This window comes from Xanthomonas sp. NCPPB 3582, from assembly GCF_041475735.2.
GTDB lineage: Bacteria > Pseudomonadota > Gammaproteobacteria > Xanthomonadales > Xanthomonadaceae > Xanthomonas > Xanthomonas codiaei.
On record NZ_CM192968.1, the window covers coordinates 4,890,739 to 4,908,830 of the forward strand.

Sequence of the window (18,092 nt, forward strand, 5' to 3'; positions counted from 1 at the left end):
ACCCACTTGGCCGCCAGCGCGCCGCTGCGCTTACGCACCACTCAGCGCATACCCCTTGAGCCGTGCCGCATAGGCCTGCAGCGCGGCATTGCCGCTGGCTTCGGCTTCGTGGCACCACTGCTGCAATTGCTTGAGCCGTTCGGAGGCGTCATGGCTGCGCGCTTCCAGCACCGCGGTCAGACGCGCGCGATAGTCCACCAGCGTGCGCATGCGCGGGCGTTGCGCCACCCAGGCCTGCAGCTGCGCGCGTGCATCCGGCTTGAGCCAGCGGCCATCGTCGACCAGACCCTTGCGCAGGCGCCGCGGCAACAACTCGCGCAGCTTGGCGCCGGTGGCAGCGGCCTCTTCGCGCAGCGCCGGCTTGAGCACGTTGCGCTGGTAGTCGGTCATGGCCTGGAAGCGATGCGACAGCAAGGCCTTGAGCGTGTCCGCATCGGGCACGGCGATGTTGGGGCGGATATCCAGCGACGGCGCCACCCGCAACACCTTGGCAAGGCCCAGCGCCTGCAGGCCGACAATGGCGATCCAGCCGATATCCAGCTCCCAGCGCCGCATCGAGAAACGCGCCGAACTGGGGAAGGCATGGTGGTTGTTGTGCAGTTCTTCGCCACCGATCCACAGCGCCCACGGCGTGAGGTTGGTGGAGGTGTCGGCCGATTCGAAATTGCGATAGCCCCACCAGTGGCCCAACCCGTTGACCACGCCGGCGGCCCAGAACGGAATCCACGCCATCTGGATCGCCCACAGCGCGATGCCGGGCAATCCGAACAGCACCGTGTTGATCACGCCCAGCGCGATCGGGCCGGCGTTGGCATGCGGGGTATACAGATGCCGTTCGATCCAGTCCGACGGCGCGCCCTTGCCGTATTGCTCGATGTCCGCACGCTCGGCACGCGCCTGGCGATACAACTCCACACCGCGCCAGAACACCTGACCGATGCCCTTGGTCTGCGGGCTGTGCGGGTCTTCGTCGGTTTCGACCTTGGCGTGGTGCTTGCGATGGATCGCCACCCATTCGCGGGTGATCATCGAGGTGGTGAGCCAGGTCCAGAACCGGAAGAAATGCGCCAGCACCGGGTGGAAATCCACACCGCGATGCGCCTGGCTGCGATGCAGGTACAAGGTCACCGCAAAGATGGTGAGCTGGGTGAACACCAGCAGCACCGCAAGCATGCCCCAGACACCTAGACCGGCAACGCCGGCGGTCAGGAAGTCGATGATCGGGTCGGGCAGCATCGGCAAGTCCACAGCGGCGGCGTCTCGTTGGTTGATGCAGACATGATGGGGGCGATCGCGGCAAACTTCACCCTTCGCTTGCGTAGGGTGTTGGCTACCTTCCTAAGCGATTCACACGTCTCCCCATTGCCGATCTTTTCCGTATGACTGTTGCTGTCTCTTCTTCCGCCGATACGAACGCATTGATCGAACTCGACCAGGCAACTGTGATGCGCGGCCAGGTTCGCGTGCTGCACAGCTTGTCCTTGCGCATCGCGCTGGGGCAGCACACCGCCATCCTCGGACCCAATGGCTGCGGCAAGTCGTCCTTCATCAAGCTCATCACCCGCGAGCTGTATCCGCTGGCGCGCGGCGATGGCCAGGCGGCAGTGAAGGTGCTGGGGCAGACGCGCTGGCAGGTGGACCGGTTGCGCTCGCAGCTGGGCATCGTCACCGGCGATCTGAGCGTCAACCTGGCCGACATGCCGGGACTGGATGTGGAAAGCGCGGTGCTGTCAGGTTTCTTCGCCAGCTACGTGGTGCCGCCGCATCGGGAGATCGACGAGGACATGCGCGCCCGTGCGCGCGAAGCGCTGGCACTGGCGCGCGCCCTGCCGCTGCTGGACCGCCCGTTCGCCGAATTGTCGGCCGGCGAAGCCCGCCGCGTGCTGATCGCCCGCGCCCTGGTCAACCGTCCACAGGCGTTGCTGCTGGACGAGCCTTCCACCGGCCTGGATCTGGTCGCCCGCCAGCACCTGATCGATACCATGCGCGATCTCGCCCGGCAGGGCATCACGCTGGTACTGGTGACCCACCACATCGAAGAGATCGTGCCGGAGATCGCACGGGTGATCCTGCTGCGCGCCGGCAAGGTGGTAGCCGATGGCAGCCGCGATGCCTTGCTGACCGATGCCAGCCTGTCGGCGGTGTTCGATGGCCCGGTACGCGTGCAGCGCGATGGCGAGCGCTATTGGGCCACGGTAGGCGCATGACGCGCTGCCCGCCGTGAGCAGCGCGGCGCGTTGCCATACCGGCGTCCTTCGCAGCTGCAGCCCGACCGCCGCGTGAGGTCGTGACCTTGGACAGGGGGCGCAAGCGCTGCCGCTAAGGCTAGACTCCGCACACACACAGACAGGAGTCGTCCCGATGGCCCAGTGGTATTTCCATGTTCCCGGACAGGCCGACCGCATCGGTCCGCTCGACGATGCCAGCGCGCGCGCGCACGCTCAGCGCCAACCCGACGCATTGGCCTGGCGCGACGGACTCGATGGCTGGACCCCGGCCCGGCAGCTGGCCGAGCTGCACAGCGGCGGCAGCGCCCCGCCGCCGCTGACCGGCGCGGCCGGCAACGCCGACGAGATCGATTACCGCATCGTCGGCAACGACATGCAGTTCGTCGAAGTGGAGCTGGACCCGGGCGAAAGCGCGATCGCTGAAGCCGGCGCCCTGATGTACAAGGATTCGGCCGTGCAGATGGACACCGTGTTCGGCGACGGCTCGCATGCCGGCCAGAGCGGCGGCGGCGGACTGATGGGCAAGCTGCTGGCGGCCGGCAAGCGCGTGGTCACCGGCGAAAGCCTGTTCACCACCGTGTTCACCCATGCCGGCAGCGGCAAGGCCAAGGTGGCGTTCGCCGCGCCCTACCCGGGCACGGTGCTGGCGCTGCGCCTGTCCGAACACGGCGGGCGGCTGATCTGCCAGAAGGACAGCTTCCTGGCCGGCGCGCGCGGGGTGTCGCTGGGCATCGCGTTTCAGAGGAAGATCCTCACCGGCCTGTTCGGCGGCGAGGGCTTCATCATGCAGAAACTCGAAGGCGACGGCTGGGTGTTCGTGCACGCCGGCGGCACCGTGATGGAGCGCGAGCTCGGCCCGGGCGAACGCATCGACGTGGACACCGGCTGCGTGGTCGCCTATCACGCCGGCGTGGACATGGACGTGCGCCGCGTCGCCGGTCTGAAGAGCATGTTCTTCGGTGGCGAAGGCGTGTTCCTTGCCACGCTCACCGGCCCTGGCAAGGTGTGGCTGCAATCGCTGCCGTTCTCGCGCATGGCCGGCCGCATGCTGCAGGCCGCCCCGCAGGCCGGTGGCCAGCAACGCGGCGAAGGCTCGGTGCTGGGCGGCCTGGGACGGCTGCTGGATGGCGACAACCGGTTCTGAGGGCTTCGGCGCGGTCGGGCCGCGTTTGCCGCGTTCTGTGGAACAAGCGCCATTCGGTGAACGCCCAGAAGCGGCGGCCAGATCCGGCTTGCCTCGGAAGTGCGCCTGTCCTGGGCGACTGTCGCCCCCGCTGCCCCCATCCGCCCTTCGGGCACCTTCCCCCGCAGGCGGGGGAAGGACATGCATGGCGTCGAGGTCTGGGGGAAGTCGATCTGCGCGAGCATGTGTGGCGTCGAGATCTCGGAGAGTCGGTCACTGCGCGAGCGGGGGTTGCGTTGCGCCGTCGCTCACTGAGCGGTACAGACATGCGCAATGGCGCTACTGCACGGGCTGAGCCGGCACGCTCGGGCTGAACCGGCACACTGTCCGTCCCCCGTAGACGGCCCCTCTCCCGCCTGCGGGAGAGGGCTGGGGTGAGGGCAGCAGGTTCGCCCGCTGGCGCGATTGGCGACGCCTGGACGCTGCTGGAACGGCCTCCCCCCCATCCGCCCTTCGGGCACCTTCCCCCGCAGGCGGGGGAAGGACATGCATGGCGTCGAGATCTGGGGAAGTCGGTCCCTGCGCGAGTAGGGGTTGCGCTGCGCCGTCGCTCACTGAGCGGTACAGACATGCGCAATGGCGCTACTGCACGGGCTGAGCCGGCACGCTCGGGCTGAACCGGCACACTGTCCGCCCCCGCAGACTGCCCCCTCTCCCGCCTGCGGGAGAGGGCTGGGGTGAGGGCAGCAAGCAGGCACCGTATCTGAAGCGCGCACCGTCCTCGCCCGTTGGCGCGATCGGCGACGCCTGGACGCTGCCGGAACGGCCTGCCCCCATCCGCCCTTCGGGCACCTTCCCCCGCAGGCGGGGGAAGGACATGCAGGGCGTCGCCCTGTCCGCGAGGCGTGTATTCTCCCTCGCCTTTCCCAACACGTTTCCGCCATGACTGCGCTCCACTGCCCCCGCTCGCTTACGCTGTTGTGCATGCTCGGTCTGCTCGCGGCCTGCGGTGGAGAGCCGCGCGCGGCCGCACCGGCGCCGGTCGTGAAGCCGCCCACCACCGCCGCGCCCAAGCCGGTGAAGATCGGCATCGCCCTTGGCGGCGGTGCGGCCAAGGGCTTTGCGCATATCGGCGTGATCAAGATGCTCGAGGCCAACGGCTTCGCACCAGTGGTGGTGTCGGGCACCAGCGCCGGCAGCGTGGTCGGCGCGTTGTATGCCAGCGGCATGGATGCGTTCCAGATGCAGGAAAAAGCCGTCGCGCTCGACCAGACCAGCATCCGCGATGTGCGGCTGTTGTCCGGCGGCCTGGTGCAGGGGCAGAAGCTGCAGGACTACGTCAATGCGCAACTCGGCGGCAAGCCGATCGAGAAGTTGCGCAAGCCGTTTGCGGCCGTGGCAACCCGCCTGGAAGACGGCGAACGCACTGTGTTCGTGCGCGGCAATGCCGGCCAGGCGGTGCGCGCGTCCAGCAGCATTCCCGGCGTGTTCGAGCCGGTGACCATCGGCAAATACCACTTCGTCGATGGCGGCGTGGTCAGCCCGGTGCCGGTGGATGCGGCGCGCCAGCTTGGCGCCGAGTTCGTGGTGGCGGTGGATATTTCCAGCAAGGCCAGCGGCAAGAATCCGGGCGATCTGCTGGGGACGGTGAACCAGTCGATCTCGATCATGGGCCAGCGCCTGGGCGAGGCCGAACTCAAGCGCGCCGACGTGGTGATTCGCCCCAAGGTCAGCGATATCGGCTCGGCCGATTTCAACCAGCGCGGCACCGCGATCCTGGAGGGCGAGCGCGCGGCGATGGCGGCGATGCCACAGATCCGCGCCAAGATCGCGCAGTTGCAGGCCGCACGCAGCAGCGCCGTGCGCAACGCCGCCGAACAGGCCGCCGCCGCAAAACAACAGGCCTACCAGCGCTGCCTGGAACAGCGCTCGCGCTGGGACAAGCTGCGCGGCAAGGACGAGGACTGCGTGGCACCGTGAGGCCGCTGCAGGTGCGATGGGAGGCCTGATGGCACCGCGCGATAGCGCCGCTGCCGCGCAGCGCGCGTAGCACTGCAGTCGTACACGCACACGATCGACATCGCCGGCCATGTGGCATCGCGGGTAAAGCTTCTCGCCTGCTTGTGCAAGGACCAATCGAAGGCAACGCAATGACAGTGGATGCTGGCGCCGGATGACCGATGCGGCGCGAGATACGCCTCGGCTGGGTTGATCGGTACGGCATCGCGGCCAGGGCCGCTCCTACAAGAGCAGGCGCACTTTTCGTGTGTGCTGCGTGGCCTTGGCGTGTCGTCAACCGCTGGAAACCGCTCCCCGTCGGAACGGCCCCGGCCGCGAAGCTCTACCAATGGCTCCGCACGCGCTCAATACCGCCAGCGCAACGACAGGCTGATGAAGCGCGGTTCGCCGTAGTTCTGGTAGTCCAGGTTCGCCCAATAGGTCTTGTCGAAGGCGTTGCGCACCGCCAGCGTGGCAGTCCACTGGTCGCTGATGCGGTAGTTGGCGTTGAAGTGCACCAGCGCGTAGGGGTTCTGCACCACGGTGACCGGGGTGGTGGCGCCGCTGCCATCGCCGGTGGGCCGCGCGATATTGAAGCCGCGCACCGCACTCTGCCAGCTCACGCCGCCGCCGATGCTCAGCCGGTCCCACGCACCCGGCAGGCGCCACTGGGTGGAGAGCTGCAGATAGTCTTCGGGCAGGTTGGCGTAGATGGCGTCGGTGGGCGCGCGGGTGACCTTGACGTGGGTATAGCCGGCATTGATCGTCCAACCGGGCAGCACTTCGCCGTTGAAGTCCACTTCCCAACCGCGGCTCTTGGTGCCGTCCACGCCGATGAAGGCCGAGGTGCCGTCCGGCAGCGAGCCTTCCGGCTGGGTCATGTCGCGCACCGCGAAGTTGTCCTGCCTGGCTTCGAACACCGCCGCGGTGGCCATGGCGCGGCCATCGAGCAACTGCGCCTTGATGCCGGCCTCCAGGTTGGAGCCTTCCACCGGCGCGAGCAGGTTGTTGTCCTTGTCGCGGTAGTTCTGCGGGTTGAAGATTTCGGTGTAGCTGGCATACACCGACACGTCCGGCACGATGTCGTAGACCAGGCCCACATACGGGGTGACTTCATCGCTCACCTCGTAGCGGCCGCTGGTGCCGGTGTAGGCACCGGCCGCATTGAAGGACTGGGTGCGGGTCTCCCACGAGCTCAGGCGCGCGCCGGCGATCAGCGACAGCGGATCGGCCAGGCGAAACCGCGTCGAAGCGTACACGCCGCGCTGGGTGGTCCGCGCTTCGTTGCGCCGGCCGGTGCGTGCGTAGGTCACTTCGGAAATGTCGCCGTCCCAGTTGCGGATGTTCGGAATGAAATAGCAGCGCTCGCGCACGCCGGTGGGGCTGACGCAGGTGGCCCAGTCGGCGGGATAGGTTTGCGCGGTGGGATAGGCGGTGGACTGCAGGTCCTGCCAACTGCCGCCGATGACCACGTCGTGCTGGCGGCCGAACAGCGAGAAGCCACCGGACAGATACACGTCCACGCCGTCGCGGGCGTCTTCGGTTTCGCCGGCGGCGGTGCGCAGGAACACGCCGCTGCCATCGGCCGCTGGATAACCGGTGCCGTAGACGCGCATGTTCTGCACCTGGCCCTTGGTGTGCGCGTAGTTGACGCGCAGCAGCCAGTCCTCGCCGATGCGTTGCTCGAGGTTGGCGAACGCGGTGCTGGTTTCGCGCTGCCAGCGCGTCCACTTCGGTGCCATGTTGGTCGAGCGCGCCAGATTGGCGAAGGAGCCGTCGGCCGCGAAGAACGGCACCGTGCCCCAGGTCGAACCGACCGGGGTGTTGTCCTGGCGCTGATAGCCGACGGTGAGCGTGGTGGCCTCGGTCAGGTCGCCTTCCAGTACCGCCATGCCGGACATCTTGCTGTCGTGATAGCGGTCGTAGTAGTAATCGCGGTCCTGCCAGGCGGCCACCACGCGGCTGCGCCAGCGCCCGTCGCTGCTCAGCGGCGCATTGACATCGGCCTGCATGCGACGGAAATCCCAGCGACCCGCACTCACGGCGAACGAGGCATCGAACTCCTTGCCGGGGCGCTTGCGCAGCAGGTTCACCGTGGCCGAGGGGATGCCCGCACCGGTGAGCAGGCCGTTGGCGCCGCGGATCACTTCGATGCGGTCGTAGAAGACCGTGTCGTATTCCTGGTTGGTGGCGCCGCTGTAGGTGGGCAGGCCGTCGACCTGGAAGTCGGTGATCTGGAACCCGCGCGCGAAGTACAGCGGGCGCTGGGTGTCGTAGAACGAGACGTTGACGCCGGTGACGTTGCGCATCACATCGTCGATGCTGAACAGCGATTGTTCTTCCAGCCGCTGCAGGCCGATCACGCTCACCGACTGCGGGGTTTCCTGCAAGGTCAGCGGCAGCCGCGTGGTGGTGGCCGGCTGTGCGCGGCTCACCGTCCCGTTGACGTTGACCTGGTCAAGGGTGGTGGCGTCGGCCAGGTCGGCGGCGTGGACGGCGGGCGCCAGGCTCAGCGCGCACAGCAGTGCGACAGACAGCGGGGTCGGTGACGGGGTGAGTGCAGGCATTGGTTTCTCGTCGAACGGGCGCGCACGCCAGGCGTGGGCGGCACAGGGGGTCGGGGCGGCGTCGTGCTCAGGCGATGGACTGGCTGGCCTGGCAAGGCTGGCGGATCGACGAGAAGGACATGGCTGGAACGGCCAGATGTTACGCAAATGTAAATCGTTAGCGTTTGCGAGGCAAGGTTTTGCGTGAATCGGCGGCGGCGGGCGATTGCGATGTCCGCGCCCGCTCCCGCGGGTCGCGCTCAGGCCAGGTGCGACAGCGGCAGCCCCTCGGGCGCCTTGACCGTGCGCAGCACAAAGCTGGAATTGACGTCGGACACGCCGGTGGCGTTGAGCAGGCGGTCGAGCAGGAAGCGCGAGAAGTGTTCCAGGTCGCGTACCTGCACCTGCAGCAGGTAGTCCATATCGCCGGTCAGTGCCCAGCAGGCCACCACTTCATCCCAGCCACGCACGCCATCGGCGAACAGCTCGATATCGGCCTGGCCGTGCTGTTCCAGTTGCACCCGCACGAAGGCCTGCAGCCCCAGCCCCAGCGCACGCGCATCCAGCCGCGCGCCATAGCCGGCGATGATGCCGGCCGCCTCCAGCCGCTGGGTGCGGCGCAGGCAGGCCGAGGCGGACAGATTCACCTGCATGGCGAGTTCGGCATTGCTGCTGCGCCCCTGCGTCTGCAACAGGGCGAGCAACCGCAGATCGGTGCGGTCCAAGGCGATGGGTTGATCCATATGTTGCGCAGCAGCAGACCAAGACGCATGAATCTTGCGCGCCAGCGGCCGTGCTGCGCAAGATTCGCAACCCTGTTGCGCAACTCTCCGGTTAAGGTGAAGCCCTGCCGCCACGGACCTTCTGCACGCATGAATACCGCCCCGCGCCGCGTCGAAAACCAGCTCACCGACAAGGGCTACGTACCGGTCTACACCACCGCGGTGGTCGACCAGCCGTGGGACGGCTACAGCGCCGACGACCACGCCACCTGGGGCACGCTGTACCGGCGCCAGCGCGAGTTGCTGGTGGGCCGCGCCTGCGATGAATTCCTGCAGGCGCAGGACGCCATGGGCATGGACGACACGCAGATCCCCCGCTTCGACGCACTCAACGCGGTGCTGCAGGCGGCCACCGGCTGGACCCTGGTGGGTGTGGAAGGCCTGCTGCCGGAACTGGACTTCTTCGATCACCTGGCCAACCAGCGGTTCCCGGTGACGTGGTGGATCCGCCGTCCGGACCAGATCGATTACATCGCCGAACCGGATCTGTTCCACGACCTGTTCGGGCACGTGCCGTTGCTGATGAACCCGGTGTTTGCCGATTTCATGCAGGCCTACGGCCGCGGCGGGGTCAAGGCGCATGGCATCGGCGCGGACGCGCTGCAAAATCTGACGAGGCTCTACTGGTACACGGTGGAATTCGGCCTGATCAACACCGCGCAGGGGCTGCGCATCTATGGCGCAGGCATCGTGTCGTCCAAGGGCGAATCGCTGTATTCGCTGGAATCGGACGCGCCCAACCGTATCGGCTTCGACCTGCAGCGCATCATGCGTACGCGCTACCGCATCGACACCTACCAGAAGACCTATTTCGTCATCGACAGCTTCGCGCAGTTGATGGACGCCACCAGCCCGGACTTCACCCCCATCTACGCCGCGCTGGCGCAGCAGGCGCAGCTGCCGGCCGGCGATGTGCTGGACAGCGACCGGGTGTTCCAGCGCGGCAGTGGCGAAGGCTGGAGCCGCGACGGCGACGTGTGAGGGCGCAAGGCGCCACTGCTGTGGCACGCGGCACGCGGCACGCGGCACGCGGCACGCGGCACTGCAGCTTACGCGCCAGCGCTCTGCCGGCAAGCTGACGCCAGCTGGGCGCGCACGGCGCCTTCGCGCCACGCGTTGACGGTCGCATGCGGGACAGGTCCCGGCGCCTGCTGGTTGCCGACGCCGCGCGCGCTGACGCATGCGGAGTCGATCGTTTGCAGACACCGGCCCTGCCGTCTTCCCTGGGGAATTGGACATCGCGTGCAGGCGCAGCGGCTCGACAGCATCGCCACTGCGCACTAAGGTCGGGGTTCCCCACATCGCCTTCGCCCAATGGACCTGACGCATCTGCGGATCCGGCGCCTGGAGCTGGACGACACCCGCCTGCTGTTCACCCTGGCCAATGGCATGCGCATCGATGAGCCCATCGCGGCCCATCGCCTGCTGCAGCGGGCCGCGCCACCGCAGCGCGCGCACTGGCAACTGACCGACGATGGCTTCGGCGTGAACTGGCCGGCGATCGCACCGCCCACGGCCGACGGCCTGCTCAACATGCCAGAGCTGCTGTGGCGCCGCCGCGCCGCGCGCGCGCAGGCCAAGCTCGTCAGTCTGCGCGGGCGTCCGGATGCGCTGTCGCCCGGCGAGCGCGAACTCATCGCGCTGGCACGGCTGGAGGCGGACATGAGCGAGAGCGGCTACGCCCGCTATTTCGACCGCTGGGATGCGGCGACCCGCAGCGATGCGTTGCGCGGGCTGGCGGCGATGGGCGCGACGCAGACGCGGCAGGCCATCGAGGGCCTGGGCGCGGTGTTCGAACGCCTGGAAGAAGACCCGGACCTGCTCAGCATCGAAGACATCCTCGATGCGATGAACGAGACCGACCGCCAGCGCGTGCAAGGCTGGGAAGAGGTGTATTACCGCCGCCTCGGCGACCTGGCGCGGCTGGGATTGACGCACTACGGGGTGGACAAGGCCTGAGCGGCGCAGGCACTGCGGGTAACGCAGCGTGCCTGCAGATCACACGAGACAGCTCGCGCAGCGCAGGCAGACAGCGCACGACGCTCCTGATGCAAGCGCGGGTGTGATCGCACGCAGGCACCCGCCCCACTTGCGTGCCAACAGCGGAAGGCACGTTGGATGGCGGCGGTGGATACAGCCAAACGCGAGGCATCGGCAGTTCGTAGCGCCACGCACTCCCACCAGCAACGTCGTACGCATCATGCATCCTGCAAGACGAACATGCTGCAGGCAGACAGCGCATGACGCTTCTGGTGAAAGCGCCACGTGTAATCGCACGCAGGCATCCGCTCCGCTGTACCAACATAGAGCATGTTCGATAGCGGCGATGGGGTAATCCCCCCGCTTTTAGCGGTCGACAAAAGTGGAGCTAAGGGGCCATCGCAAATTTCATCGCTGGCGTGATGCCGCCGAGCGCCATATTGGGGCGCTCGTGGTTGTACGTCCATAGCCAGCGTGTGGCTTTGTCCTGAACCTGCTCGATGGTGTCGAACAACGTTGTGGCCAGCCAGGCATAGCGGACGGTGCGGTTGTAGCGTTCGACGTAGGCGTTCTGTTGCGGCTTGCCGGGCTGGATGTGCTCGATCCGAATGCCTCGCTGCTGTGACCAACCTAACAGCGCGCCACTGATGTACTCCGGGCCGTTGTCGCAGCGAATGGTTTTTGGCTTGCCGCGCCACTCGATGATCTGCTCCAGCGACCGGATCACCCGGGCCGAGGGCAGCGACAGGTCGACCTCAATGCCCAGGCCCTCACGGTTGAAGTCGTCGAGCACGTTGAACAACCGGAAGCTGCGACCATCAGCCAACTGGTCATGCATGAAGTCCATCGACCAGACCTGGTTGATCGTCTCCGGCACTGCCAACGGCTCTGGCCGCTCGCGCACCAGCCGCTTCTTCGGCTTGATCCGCAGGTTCAACTCCAGCTCCCGGTAGATGCGGTACACCCGCTTGTGGTTCCAGCCAAAGCCCTTCACGTTGCGCAGGTGCAGGAAGCACAAGCCGAACCCCCAATCCCGATAGGTGGTGGTCAACCGGACAAGCCAATCGGCAATCCGGGCGTTCTCCTCGCTGGCCTTGGCTTGATAGCGAAAGCAGGTCTCGCTCACCGCAAAGGTCCGGCAGGCATGCCGGATGTTTGTGTGGCCACCATCTACTGCCCATTGGGCCATCTCCCGGCGTTGAGATGGCCTCACCATTTTTTTGCCATCGCCTCCTTCAGCAGATCGGCACTGAGCTGGGCATCTGCGTACATCTTCTTCAAGCGCCGGTTCTCGTCCTGCAGCTCCTTGAGCTGGGACATCAGTGATGCGTCCATGCCGCCGAACTTACTGCGCCACTTGTAAAACGTCGCCGAGCTGATTCCGTGCTCGCGGCACAGCTCCGGCACCGGTGTGCCGGCCTCGGCCTGCTTGAGCACGGCGATGATCTGGCTGTCGGTGAAGCGGGATGTCTTCATGGAAACTCCTCGGAAAAGGGTACGAGAAAATTCCACTTCTGGCGTCAGCTAACCTGCGGGGGGATTACCATGGCGGCGGATACCAAACGCGGGGCATCGACGGTGCGCAGCGCCATGCGCTCCAACCGGCAGCGTCGTACGCATCGCGCATCCTGCGCGACGCATACCGTGCAGGGCTCAGCCCGCTGGCTTGACCGTGTATGCCAGCAGCACGACCAGGTCCTCGTCGCCGGTCTGCTGCAGCGCATGCGTGCTCCCCGGCCGCGTGAGCAACGCATCGCCGGCAGCGACCTCGTATTGCTTGCCATCCAGCGCGTACAGGCCCCGGCCGCTGACGATGTAGTAGATCTCGTCCTTGTCGTGCAGGTGCAGGCCGATGCCGGCGCCCTTGTGCAGCACGCGCTTGCGCAGGACGAACTTGAGGTCGGGCGCGTCGGCGAAGAACGGATACGCCGTGGTGGGGCCGGCACCGCCGTGCGGGCCGGGTTGTTCGCGGGCGAGGTCGCGCTCGTGCACCACCAGCGAGGGATGCGCCTGCGCGGCGCGGCGTGCCGCTGTATCGGGCGCTGCACCGCAATCGGCATCGCGGCGCAGCTGCGGTTTGAGCGCCGGTTGCAGCTGCACCCAGCCGTGCACCACCAGGCAGGCGATGGCGGTGGCGCCAGCGCGGCTGAAATGGGTGCCGTCGGCCATGTTCTTTTCGGGCACGAACAGGAAATACGGTTTGGCGGCCTGCTCGCCGAGCGCGCGGATCCAGTCGCTGGAGCTGGCGTTGAGATCGATCATGCCCACCTGTTCTTCGGCAGCCAGGTGCTGCATGGCCAGGGTGTAGCGACCGTGCGTGTCGAGCAGCGCGCCGAAGTCGTAGAGCAGGCGTGCGGCGGGGGTGATCAGGATGGGGGTGGCGCCGGTGTCGCGTGCGGTGGCAATAAAGCGGCGCAGGAACTGCACGTAGTCGGTGTTCGGATCGGTGTAGCGGCTAGGATCTTCGCGCTTGGCGTCGTTGTGGCCGAACTGGATCAGCAGGATGTCGCCGCGTTGCAACTCTTTTGCGATGGCATCAAGTCGCCCTTCGGCGATGAAACTGCGGGTGCTGCGGCCGCCCTTGGCATGGTTGTGCACCTGCCACTGCGCAGGGTCGAACCAGCCTTGCAGCAGTTGCCCCCAGCCGGCCTGCGGCGCGCGCTCGGGCCCGTACTCGGCGGCGGTGGAATCGCCGGCGATGAAGATGCGTTGTGGCGCGGCCTGAGCAAGGCCGGTGCAAAGCAGCAGCAAGGCAAGGAGCAGCAGACGCATGGTGGCTCCGGGGAGGTGGTAAGTACACAGCGCTGTTCCTTCTCCCTTTGGGAGAAGGTGCCCGGAGGGCGGATGAGGGTGCGGGTGTACTGAAAATCCTGGACCGCCTTACTGTCGTCTCACGTCTTTATCCGTTTGAGGCAACCGTCTTGCGCCGTACCCTCACCCCAACCCCCCGCTCCGCGCCCCGGCCCGCGCTGGCAGCGCGGACGCTCCAAGGCACGCGCGCCAGTGGCGCGCAAACAGTGCCTCCGCGCCCCGCAGGAGAGCGGCGTTAGCCGTTACGCAGCTGCGGCTTCGGGCTTGCCCAGTACACCGGCGACGAAGGCGCGGATCTCGGCGTCCTGGGCATTGTCGAAGAAGCACTGCTGGAAACGCTCGCCGCCGATGGCCTGCTTGATCAGTTCCGGGTCGATGGCGCGCAGGCCGTCCAGGTACGACTTAGCGGTGGCCTGCTTGACTTGGGTCAGGATGCCGGCGTTGGCGACCTGCGATTCACGGCGCTCGGCCGGGTAGCCCATGCCGCGCTCGCCACTGAAGGCCTTTTCGAAGATGTAGCGCACGTTGATCTCCGCGCCCCAGCCGTAGCCCTTGGCGAACGCCAGCGACAGCGCGTTGCCGTTGTTGACCTGGGCGAACAGGTAGGCGTCGGTCGGCTCGATGCAGTAGCCGCAGAACACGCCCGGATGCGCATTGAGCGACATCATGGCGCCCTGGCCGGTGCCGCAACCGGCGACCACGAAGTCCACCGCCTTGGAGTTCAGCAGCAGGCTGGCGACGATGCCCAGGTGGATGTAGGTCAGGCGGTGGTCGTTGTCGCCGTCCATGCCGACGTTGAACACGCTGTGGCCCTGTGCGCTGGCGACGTCGTTGAGCTGCTGCAGGATCACCGGGTTCTTGGCGGCCTGGCTGAACTCATTCATGAGTGCGATTTTCATGGGAATGCTCCGATTGGGTTGGGGAAGAGTGGTTCGGAAAAGATGGAAGCGATGATGCTGCCGCGAGACGGTTCGATTGCGGTGCCTGTGCGGGGTGCGCTGGAGGTGACCAAGACGCTGCGCGCCGTTGATTGCGGTTCCGGGCGGGGCTGCTGCCCTCATCCGCCCTTCGGGCACCTTCTCCCGCAGGCGGGAGAAGGACACCACATCGCGGCGGCGGCACGCGTTGGACGCTGCGCGCCATCGCCGTGCGATCTGGATCAGCGTGCCAGCCAGCCGCCGTCGACCGGAATGATGGCACCGTTGACGTAGTCCGAGGCACTGCTGGCCAGGAACACCGCGGTGCCGCCGAGGTCGGCCGGTACGCCCCAGCGCGCGGCCGGGATGCGCTCCAGGATCGACTGGTTGCGGGCTTCGTCGGCACGCAGCTGCGCGGTGTTGTCGGTGGCCATGTAGCCCGGTGCGATGGCGTTGGTGGTTACGCCCTTGCTGGCCCATTCGTTGGCCAGCAGGCGGGTGATGCCGGCGATGCCGGACTTGCTTGCGGTGTAGGACGGCACGCGGATGCCGCCCTGGAACGACAGCATCGAGGCGATGTTGATGATCTTGCCGCGGCCTTGGGCGATGAAATGGCGGCCGGCGGCCTGCGCCATGAAGAAGGCCGATTTCAGGTTGACGTTAAGCACGTCGTCCCAATCCTGCTCGCTGAAATCGACCGCGTCGGTGCGGCGGATCAGGCCGGCGTTGTTGACCAGGATATCCAGCCCGCCCAGGCCGGCGAGGGTTTCCTCGACGATGCGCTGCACCGGCTCGATGCTGATCAGGTTGGCTTCGATGGCGATGAAGCGGCGGCCCAGCGCCTTGACCTTTTCCTCGGTCTCGGTGGGTGCCTGGATGCCGGCGGCGGCGATGTCGGCACCGGCCTCGGCCAATGCCAACGCGATGCCCTGGCCCAGGCCGGTATTGGCACCGGTGACCAGTGCGACCTTGCCTTCGAGACTGAACGGATTGCTCATTACCTTATCGCTCCTGCTGGGTGTATCACGGTGTGAGGGATGGACCGCGCAGCGCGCGGCAGAGTGCGTTGATGCGTTTGGACTGCGGCGTCGCCAACGCCCAAGGTCGAGCGCGCCGACGGTGTCGGTGCCGGCCTGGATCGCAGGCCTCACCGACGCGAACGAGGGAAAAAATCTGGTTTATTTGAGCTGGCAGATATCCAGCACGTGCATGTCGGTGTAATCCAGGTTTTCGCCGCCCATCGCCCAGATGAAGGCGTAGTTGCTGGTGCCCGCGCCCATGTGGATGGACCACGGCGGCGACACCACCGCTTCGTTGTTCTGGATCACGATGTGGCGCTGCGCGTCGGGCTCGCCCATGAAGTGATAGACGCGGTCGTTGGCACCGAGATCGAAGTAGAAGTACACCTCGCTGCGGCGGTCGTGCAGGTGCGGCGGCATGGTGTTCCAGACGCTGCCCGGCTTGAGTACGGTCAGGCCCAGCAGCAGCTGCGAGGACTGGCAGGTGGCCGGCACGATGTACTGGTAGATGGTGCGCTCGTTGCTGGTTTCCAGCGCGCCACGCTCCAGTGCCACCGCGTCCTTGATCGACAGCTGCTTGGTGTCCAAGCGCGCATGCGCCGGCGTGGAGGCCAGGTAGAACTGCGCCGGGTTGGCCGCATCGGCCGAGGCGAAACTGACCTCGGTGCTGCCCATTGCCACGTACAGCCCGTCCTTCGGCCCCAGCGTGTAGACGGTGCCGTCCACGGTGACCGTGCCAGTGCCGGCACCCACGTTGATCACGCCGAGTTCGCGCCGTTCCAGGAACGGGTGGCCCGCTGCGGACGCCGGTTCGGTCTGCCTGGGCAGCTCCAGCGTCTTGCCGACCGGGGCGGCGCCACCGAGCACGAAGCGCTCGTAGTGGGTGTACTTGAGGGTCACCGCATCGTTCACGAACAGGCCGTCGAGCAGATAGAGCTCGCGCAGGTCGTCGTTGCTGGCGCCCTTGATGGCGTCGGGATGGGTGGCGTAATGGGTTTTGCAGTACAGGGACATGCGCCTCTCCGGTGACAAGCGGGTGGGGTCGTGGGCTTGCACCAGGCCATTCTACCGACTCTGGTTAACCGGTGTCATTGCGCAGTGCACGAAAGACGGTGTCGGTGGCTTTGGTCCCTTCTCCCATCGGGAGAAGGTGGCGCGTAGCGCCGGATGAGGGTGCGAGGCTGCGCACGGCGTTGGATGTGCGGCTTGATTGGTCGGGTAGAAGCTCATGTGCGCCTCCTCCGTCAGCTCGTGCCTGAGCTTTTTGGATGGCTGTCTGCCGCCGTACCCTCACACCCTCACCCCAACCCCTTTCCCGCAGGCGGGAGAGGGGCTTCACGGCAGCGACCGGCGGACTGCCTTCCCCCGCCTGCGGGGGAAGGTGCCCGAAGGGCGGATGGGGGCAAGCTGTTGGCCGATCGAGCCAGCTGTTCTCACCCTGTCGGGCACGACGCCCTGCAAGGCGGAGCAGAAGGCCGGCACCGTGGGGCGCGGCGCGCGGCCCTCACTCTTCCGGCGCGGCACGGCGCAGCGCTCAATCTTCCGGCGGTTGGCAGGAGTCGCGCACGATCAGGTGCGGGCGCACGCTGGCGGTGGGCAGCTGCGGGGCGTTGTCGGGCTGGATCAGCATCGCGGCGGCAGTACGCCCGGTGTCACGGGTGTGTCGGCGCACCGAGGTCAGCGGCGGCCACAGGCGCGAGGCCAACGAGCTGTCGTCGTAGCCGATCACCGACAGCTGGCGCGGGATGCTGATGCCGGCGCGCAAGGCCACCTTGTAGATACCGGCGGCCATTTCGTCGTTACCGGTGAAGATGGCGGTGGGGCGCTTCTTGCCCAGCAGCAGCTTTTCGGCCGCGGCCACGCCCGATTCGAAGGTGTAGCCCGCCTCCACGATGCGTTCGGGCGGCAACTCAATGCCGCGCCGGCTCAAGGCGTCGGCAAAGCCGGAGGTGCGCTCGATCGAAGACCGGTAGGCGCTGGGACCGGTGACCAGGGCGATGTCGCGATGGCCGAGCGAGAGCAGATAGTCGGCCGCCTCGGCGGCGCCATCGCGGTCGTGGGTGATCACCGTCTGCGAGGTGGTGTCCAGCGCGATCGAGGCGATGCGGGTGTAGCGGCAGCCGATCTCGGCGAGCATGTCGGCCAGCGCCTGGTCTTCGGAGGCACGCGGCACCAGGATCACCCCGTGCAGCTTCTGCGCCTGGGCGAAGCGGCGCACGCCTTCGATGTAGCCGGGGCTGCGGCTGTCGCAGGGGTGCACCACCAGCTCGAAACTGGAACCGCGCAGCGCGTCCAGCGCGCCGTACTGCATGTCCACGATGTATTGCGCGGTAGGGTTGTCGTAGACCATGCCGATCAGGAACGAGCGCCGGAAGGCCAGCCCGCGCGCCAGCGGGTCGGGTGCATAGCCGACCTCGCGCATCAGCGCCTCGACCTTTTCGCGGGTGTCCTGCCGCACCAGCGGCGAGTTGTTGATGATCCGCGAGACGGTCTTCTTCGACACGCCCGACATCCGCGCGATGTCGTTGATCGTGGCGACCTTGCCCTTCGGCAGGCCGGGCATTCCCTCTTCAGGCATCTTGCGGGCGGGCATAGCGGTCAACCAGTGAAGTTGATTGGATTCTACCGGCCCTGGGGCCGGCAGACCTGAGCGAGGCCTGCCGCTGCACCGCACCTGCCGCAGCCGGC

General features: G+C 66.9%; 14 protein-coding genes. 5 read left to right on the forward strand and 9 right to left on the reverse strand.

Annotated features, from left to right (window positions below; translation table 11 throughout):
• Positions 1 to 30 precede the first annotated feature (30 nt).
• Positions 31 to 1,236 carry a DesA family fatty acid desaturase gene (locus tag ACCQ05_RS20810; RefSeq protein ID WP_372392345.1) on the reverse strand — a complete coding sequence of 402 codons (1,206 nt, stop codon included), beginning with the start codon at positions 1,234 to 1,236 and terminating at the stop codon, positions 31 to 33.
• 143 nt (positions 1,237 to 1,379) lie between these two features.
• On the opposite strand from ACCQ05_RS20810, the gene ACCQ05_RS20815 reads away from it, so the two are divergent.
• From ACCQ05_RS20815 to ACCQ05_RS20825, 3 genes are all read left to right on the forward strand, one after another.
• Positions 1,380 to 2,207 carry an ABC transporter ATP-binding protein gene (locus tag ACCQ05_RS20815; RefSeq protein ID WP_372392346.1) on the forward strand — a complete coding sequence of 276 codons (828 nt, stop codon included), beginning with the start codon at positions 1,380 to 1,382 and terminating at the stop codon, positions 2,205 to 2,207.
• 154 nt (positions 2,208 to 2,361) lie between these two features.
• Entirely contained in the window at positions 2,362 to 3,372 is a 1,011-nt protein-coding gene (locus ACCQ05_RS20820) for a TIGR00266 family protein (RefSeq protein WP_104541211.1), read from the forward strand.
• A 921-nt stretch (positions 3,373 to 4,293) separates the two neighbouring features.
• Positions 4,294 to 5,331, forward strand: coding sequence for a patatin-like phospholipase family protein (locus ACCQ05_RS20825; protein ID WP_372392347.1), 1,038 nt, complete (start codon positions 4,294 to 4,296; stop codon positions 5,329 to 5,331).
• A 383-nt stretch (positions 5,332 to 5,714) separates the two neighbouring features.
• On the opposite strand, the gene ACCQ05_RS20830 is transcribed toward ACCQ05_RS20825, so the two are convergent.
• Both ACCQ05_RS20830 and ACCQ05_RS20835 read right to left on the reverse strand, forming a co-directional pair.
• Positions 5,715 to 7,916 carry a TonB-dependent siderophore receptor gene (locus ACCQ05_RS20830; RefSeq protein ID WP_372392348.1) on the reverse strand — a complete coding sequence of 734 codons (2,202 nt, stop codon included), beginning with the start codon at positions 7,914 to 7,916 and terminating at the stop codon, positions 5,715 to 5,717.
• Positions 7,917 to 8,155: 239 nt separating this feature from the next.
• Positions 8,156 to 8,638, reverse strand: a complete 483-nt coding sequence (locus tag ACCQ05_RS20835; RefSeq protein ID WP_104541214.1) for an Lrp/AsnC family transcriptional regulator — start codon at positions 8,636 to 8,638, stop codon at positions 8,156 to 8,158.
• Between the two features lie 129 nt (positions 8,639 to 8,767).
• On the opposite strand from ACCQ05_RS20835, the gene phhA reads away from it, so the two are divergent.
• Both phhA and ACCQ05_RS20845 read left to right on the forward strand, forming a co-directional pair.
• Positions 8,768 to 9,658, forward strand: coding sequence for a phenylalanine 4-monooxygenase (phhA, locus tag ACCQ05_RS20840; RefSeq protein WP_104541215.1), 891 nt, complete (start codon positions 8,768 to 8,770; stop codon positions 9,656 to 9,658).
• A gap of 333 nt (positions 9,659 to 9,991) precedes the next feature.
• Positions 9,992 to 10,636: a DMP19 family protein gene (locus ACCQ05_RS20845; protein WP_372392350.1), complete on the forward strand. Its 645-nt coding sequence runs from the start codon at positions 9,992 to 9,994 to the stop codon at positions 10,634 to 10,636.
• A 409-nt stretch (positions 10,637 to 11,045) separates the two neighbouring features.
• Here ACCQ05_RS20845 and ACCQ05_RS20850 read toward each other — a convergent pair.
• The 6 genes from ACCQ05_RS20850 to ACCQ05_RS20875 form a co-directional block, all read right to left on the reverse strand.
• Positions 11,046 to 12,133 (reverse strand): IS3 family transposase gene (locus ACCQ05_RS20850; RefSeq protein ID WP_372392351.1). Its coding sequence is split into 2 segments (ribosomal slippage): positions 11,046 to 11,881 and positions 11,881 to 12,133, totalling 1,089 coding nucleotides; the frame shifts between segments, so codons are not numbered across the junction.
• 177 nt (positions 12,134 to 12,310) lie between these two features.
• Positions 12,311 to 13,429 (reverse strand): GDSL-type esterase/lipase family protein, encoded by a 1,119-nt coding sequence (locus tag ACCQ05_RS20855; RefSeq protein ID WP_372392352.1) that lies wholly within the window; start codon positions 13,427 to 13,429, stop codon positions 12,311 to 12,313.
• Between the two features lie 281 nt (positions 13,430 to 13,710).
• The gene (locus ACCQ05_RS20860) at positions 13,711 to 14,367 is read right to left on the reverse strand and encodes an RpiB/LacA/LacB family sugar-phosphate isomerase (protein ID WP_104541217.1); all 657 of its coding nucleotides are present in this window, start codon (positions 14,365 to 14,367) and stop codon (positions 13,711 to 13,713) included.
• Positions 14,368 to 14,627: 260 nt separating this feature from the next.
• Positions 14,628 to 15,383 (reverse strand): 2-dehydro-3-deoxy-D-gluconate 5-dehydrogenase KduD, encoded by a 756-nt coding sequence (kduD, locus tag ACCQ05_RS20865; RefSeq protein ID WP_228964741.1) that lies wholly within the window; start codon positions 15,381 to 15,383, stop codon positions 14,628 to 14,630.
• A 180-nt stretch (positions 15,384 to 15,563) separates the two neighbouring features.
• Positions 15,564 to 16,418 carry a 5-dehydro-4-deoxy-D-glucuronate isomerase gene (gene kduI / locus ACCQ05_RS20870; protein WP_104541219.1) on the reverse strand — a complete coding sequence of 285 codons (855 nt, stop codon included), beginning with the start codon at positions 16,416 to 16,418 and terminating at the stop codon, positions 15,564 to 15,566.
• A gap of 520 nt (positions 16,419 to 16,938) precedes the next feature.
• A complete protein-coding gene (locus tag ACCQ05_RS20875; protein WP_208622735.1) occupies positions 16,939 to 17,997 on the reverse strand; it encodes a LacI family DNA-binding transcriptional regulator in 1,059 nt (352 codons plus the stop codon).
• Positions 17,998 to 18,092 lie beyond the last annotated feature (95 nt).

Excerpts from the sequence above, each read along its gene's own strand:
- ACCQ05_RS20820 (WP_104541211.1), top strand. The coding sequence starts at position 2,362 with ATGGCCCAGTGGTATTTCCATGTTCCCGGACAGGCCGACCGCATCGGT.
- ACCQ05_RS20830 (WP_372392348.1), bottom strand. The coding sequence starts at position 7,916 with ATGCCTGCACTCACCCCGTCACCGACCCCGCTGTCTGTCGCACTGCTG.
- ACCQ05_RS20875 (WP_208622735.1), bottom strand. The coding sequence starts at position 17,997 with ATGCCCGCCCGCAAGATGCCTGAAGAGGGAATGCCCGGCCTGCCGAAG.
- ACCQ05_RS20845 (WP_372392350.1), top strand. The coding sequence starts at position 9,992 with ATGGACCTGACGCATCTGCGGATCCGGCGCCTGGAGCTGGACGACACC.
- ACCQ05_RS20825 (WP_372392347.1), top strand. The coding sequence starts at position 4,294 with ATGACTGCGCTCCACTGCCCCCGCTCGCTTACGCTGTTGTGCATGCTC.
- ACCQ05_RS20855 (WP_372392352.1), bottom strand. The coding sequence starts at position 13,429 with ATGCGTCTGCTGCTCCTTGCCTTGCTGCTGCTTTGCACCGGCCTTGCT.
- ACCQ05_RS20860 (WP_104541217.1), bottom strand. The coding sequence starts at position 14,367 with ATGAAAATCGCACTCATGAATGAGTTCAGCCAGGCCGCCAAGAACCCG.
- ACCQ05_RS20815 (WP_372392346.1), top strand. The coding sequence starts at position 1,380 with ATGACTGTTGCTGTCTCTTCTTCCGCCGATACGAACGCATTGATCGAA.
- ACCQ05_RS20810 (WP_372392345.1), bottom strand. The coding sequence starts at position 1,236 with ATGCTGCCCGACCCGATCATCGACTTCCTGACCGCCGGCGTTGCCGGT.
- kduI (WP_104541219.1), bottom strand. The coding sequence starts at position 16,418 with ATGTCCCTGTACTGCAAAACCCATTACGCCACCCATCCCGACGCCATC.
- phhA (WP_104541215.1), top strand. The coding sequence starts at position 8,768 with ATGAATACCGCCCCGCGCCGCGTCGAAAACCAGCTCACCGACAAGGGC.
- ACCQ05_RS20835 (WP_104541214.1), bottom strand. The coding sequence starts at position 8,638 with ATGGATCAACCCATCGCCTTGGACCGCACCGATCTGCGGTTGCTCGCC.
- kduD (WP_228964741.1), bottom strand. The coding sequence starts at position 15,383 with ATGAGCAATCCGTTCAGTCTCGAAGGCAAGGTCGCACTGGTCACCGGT.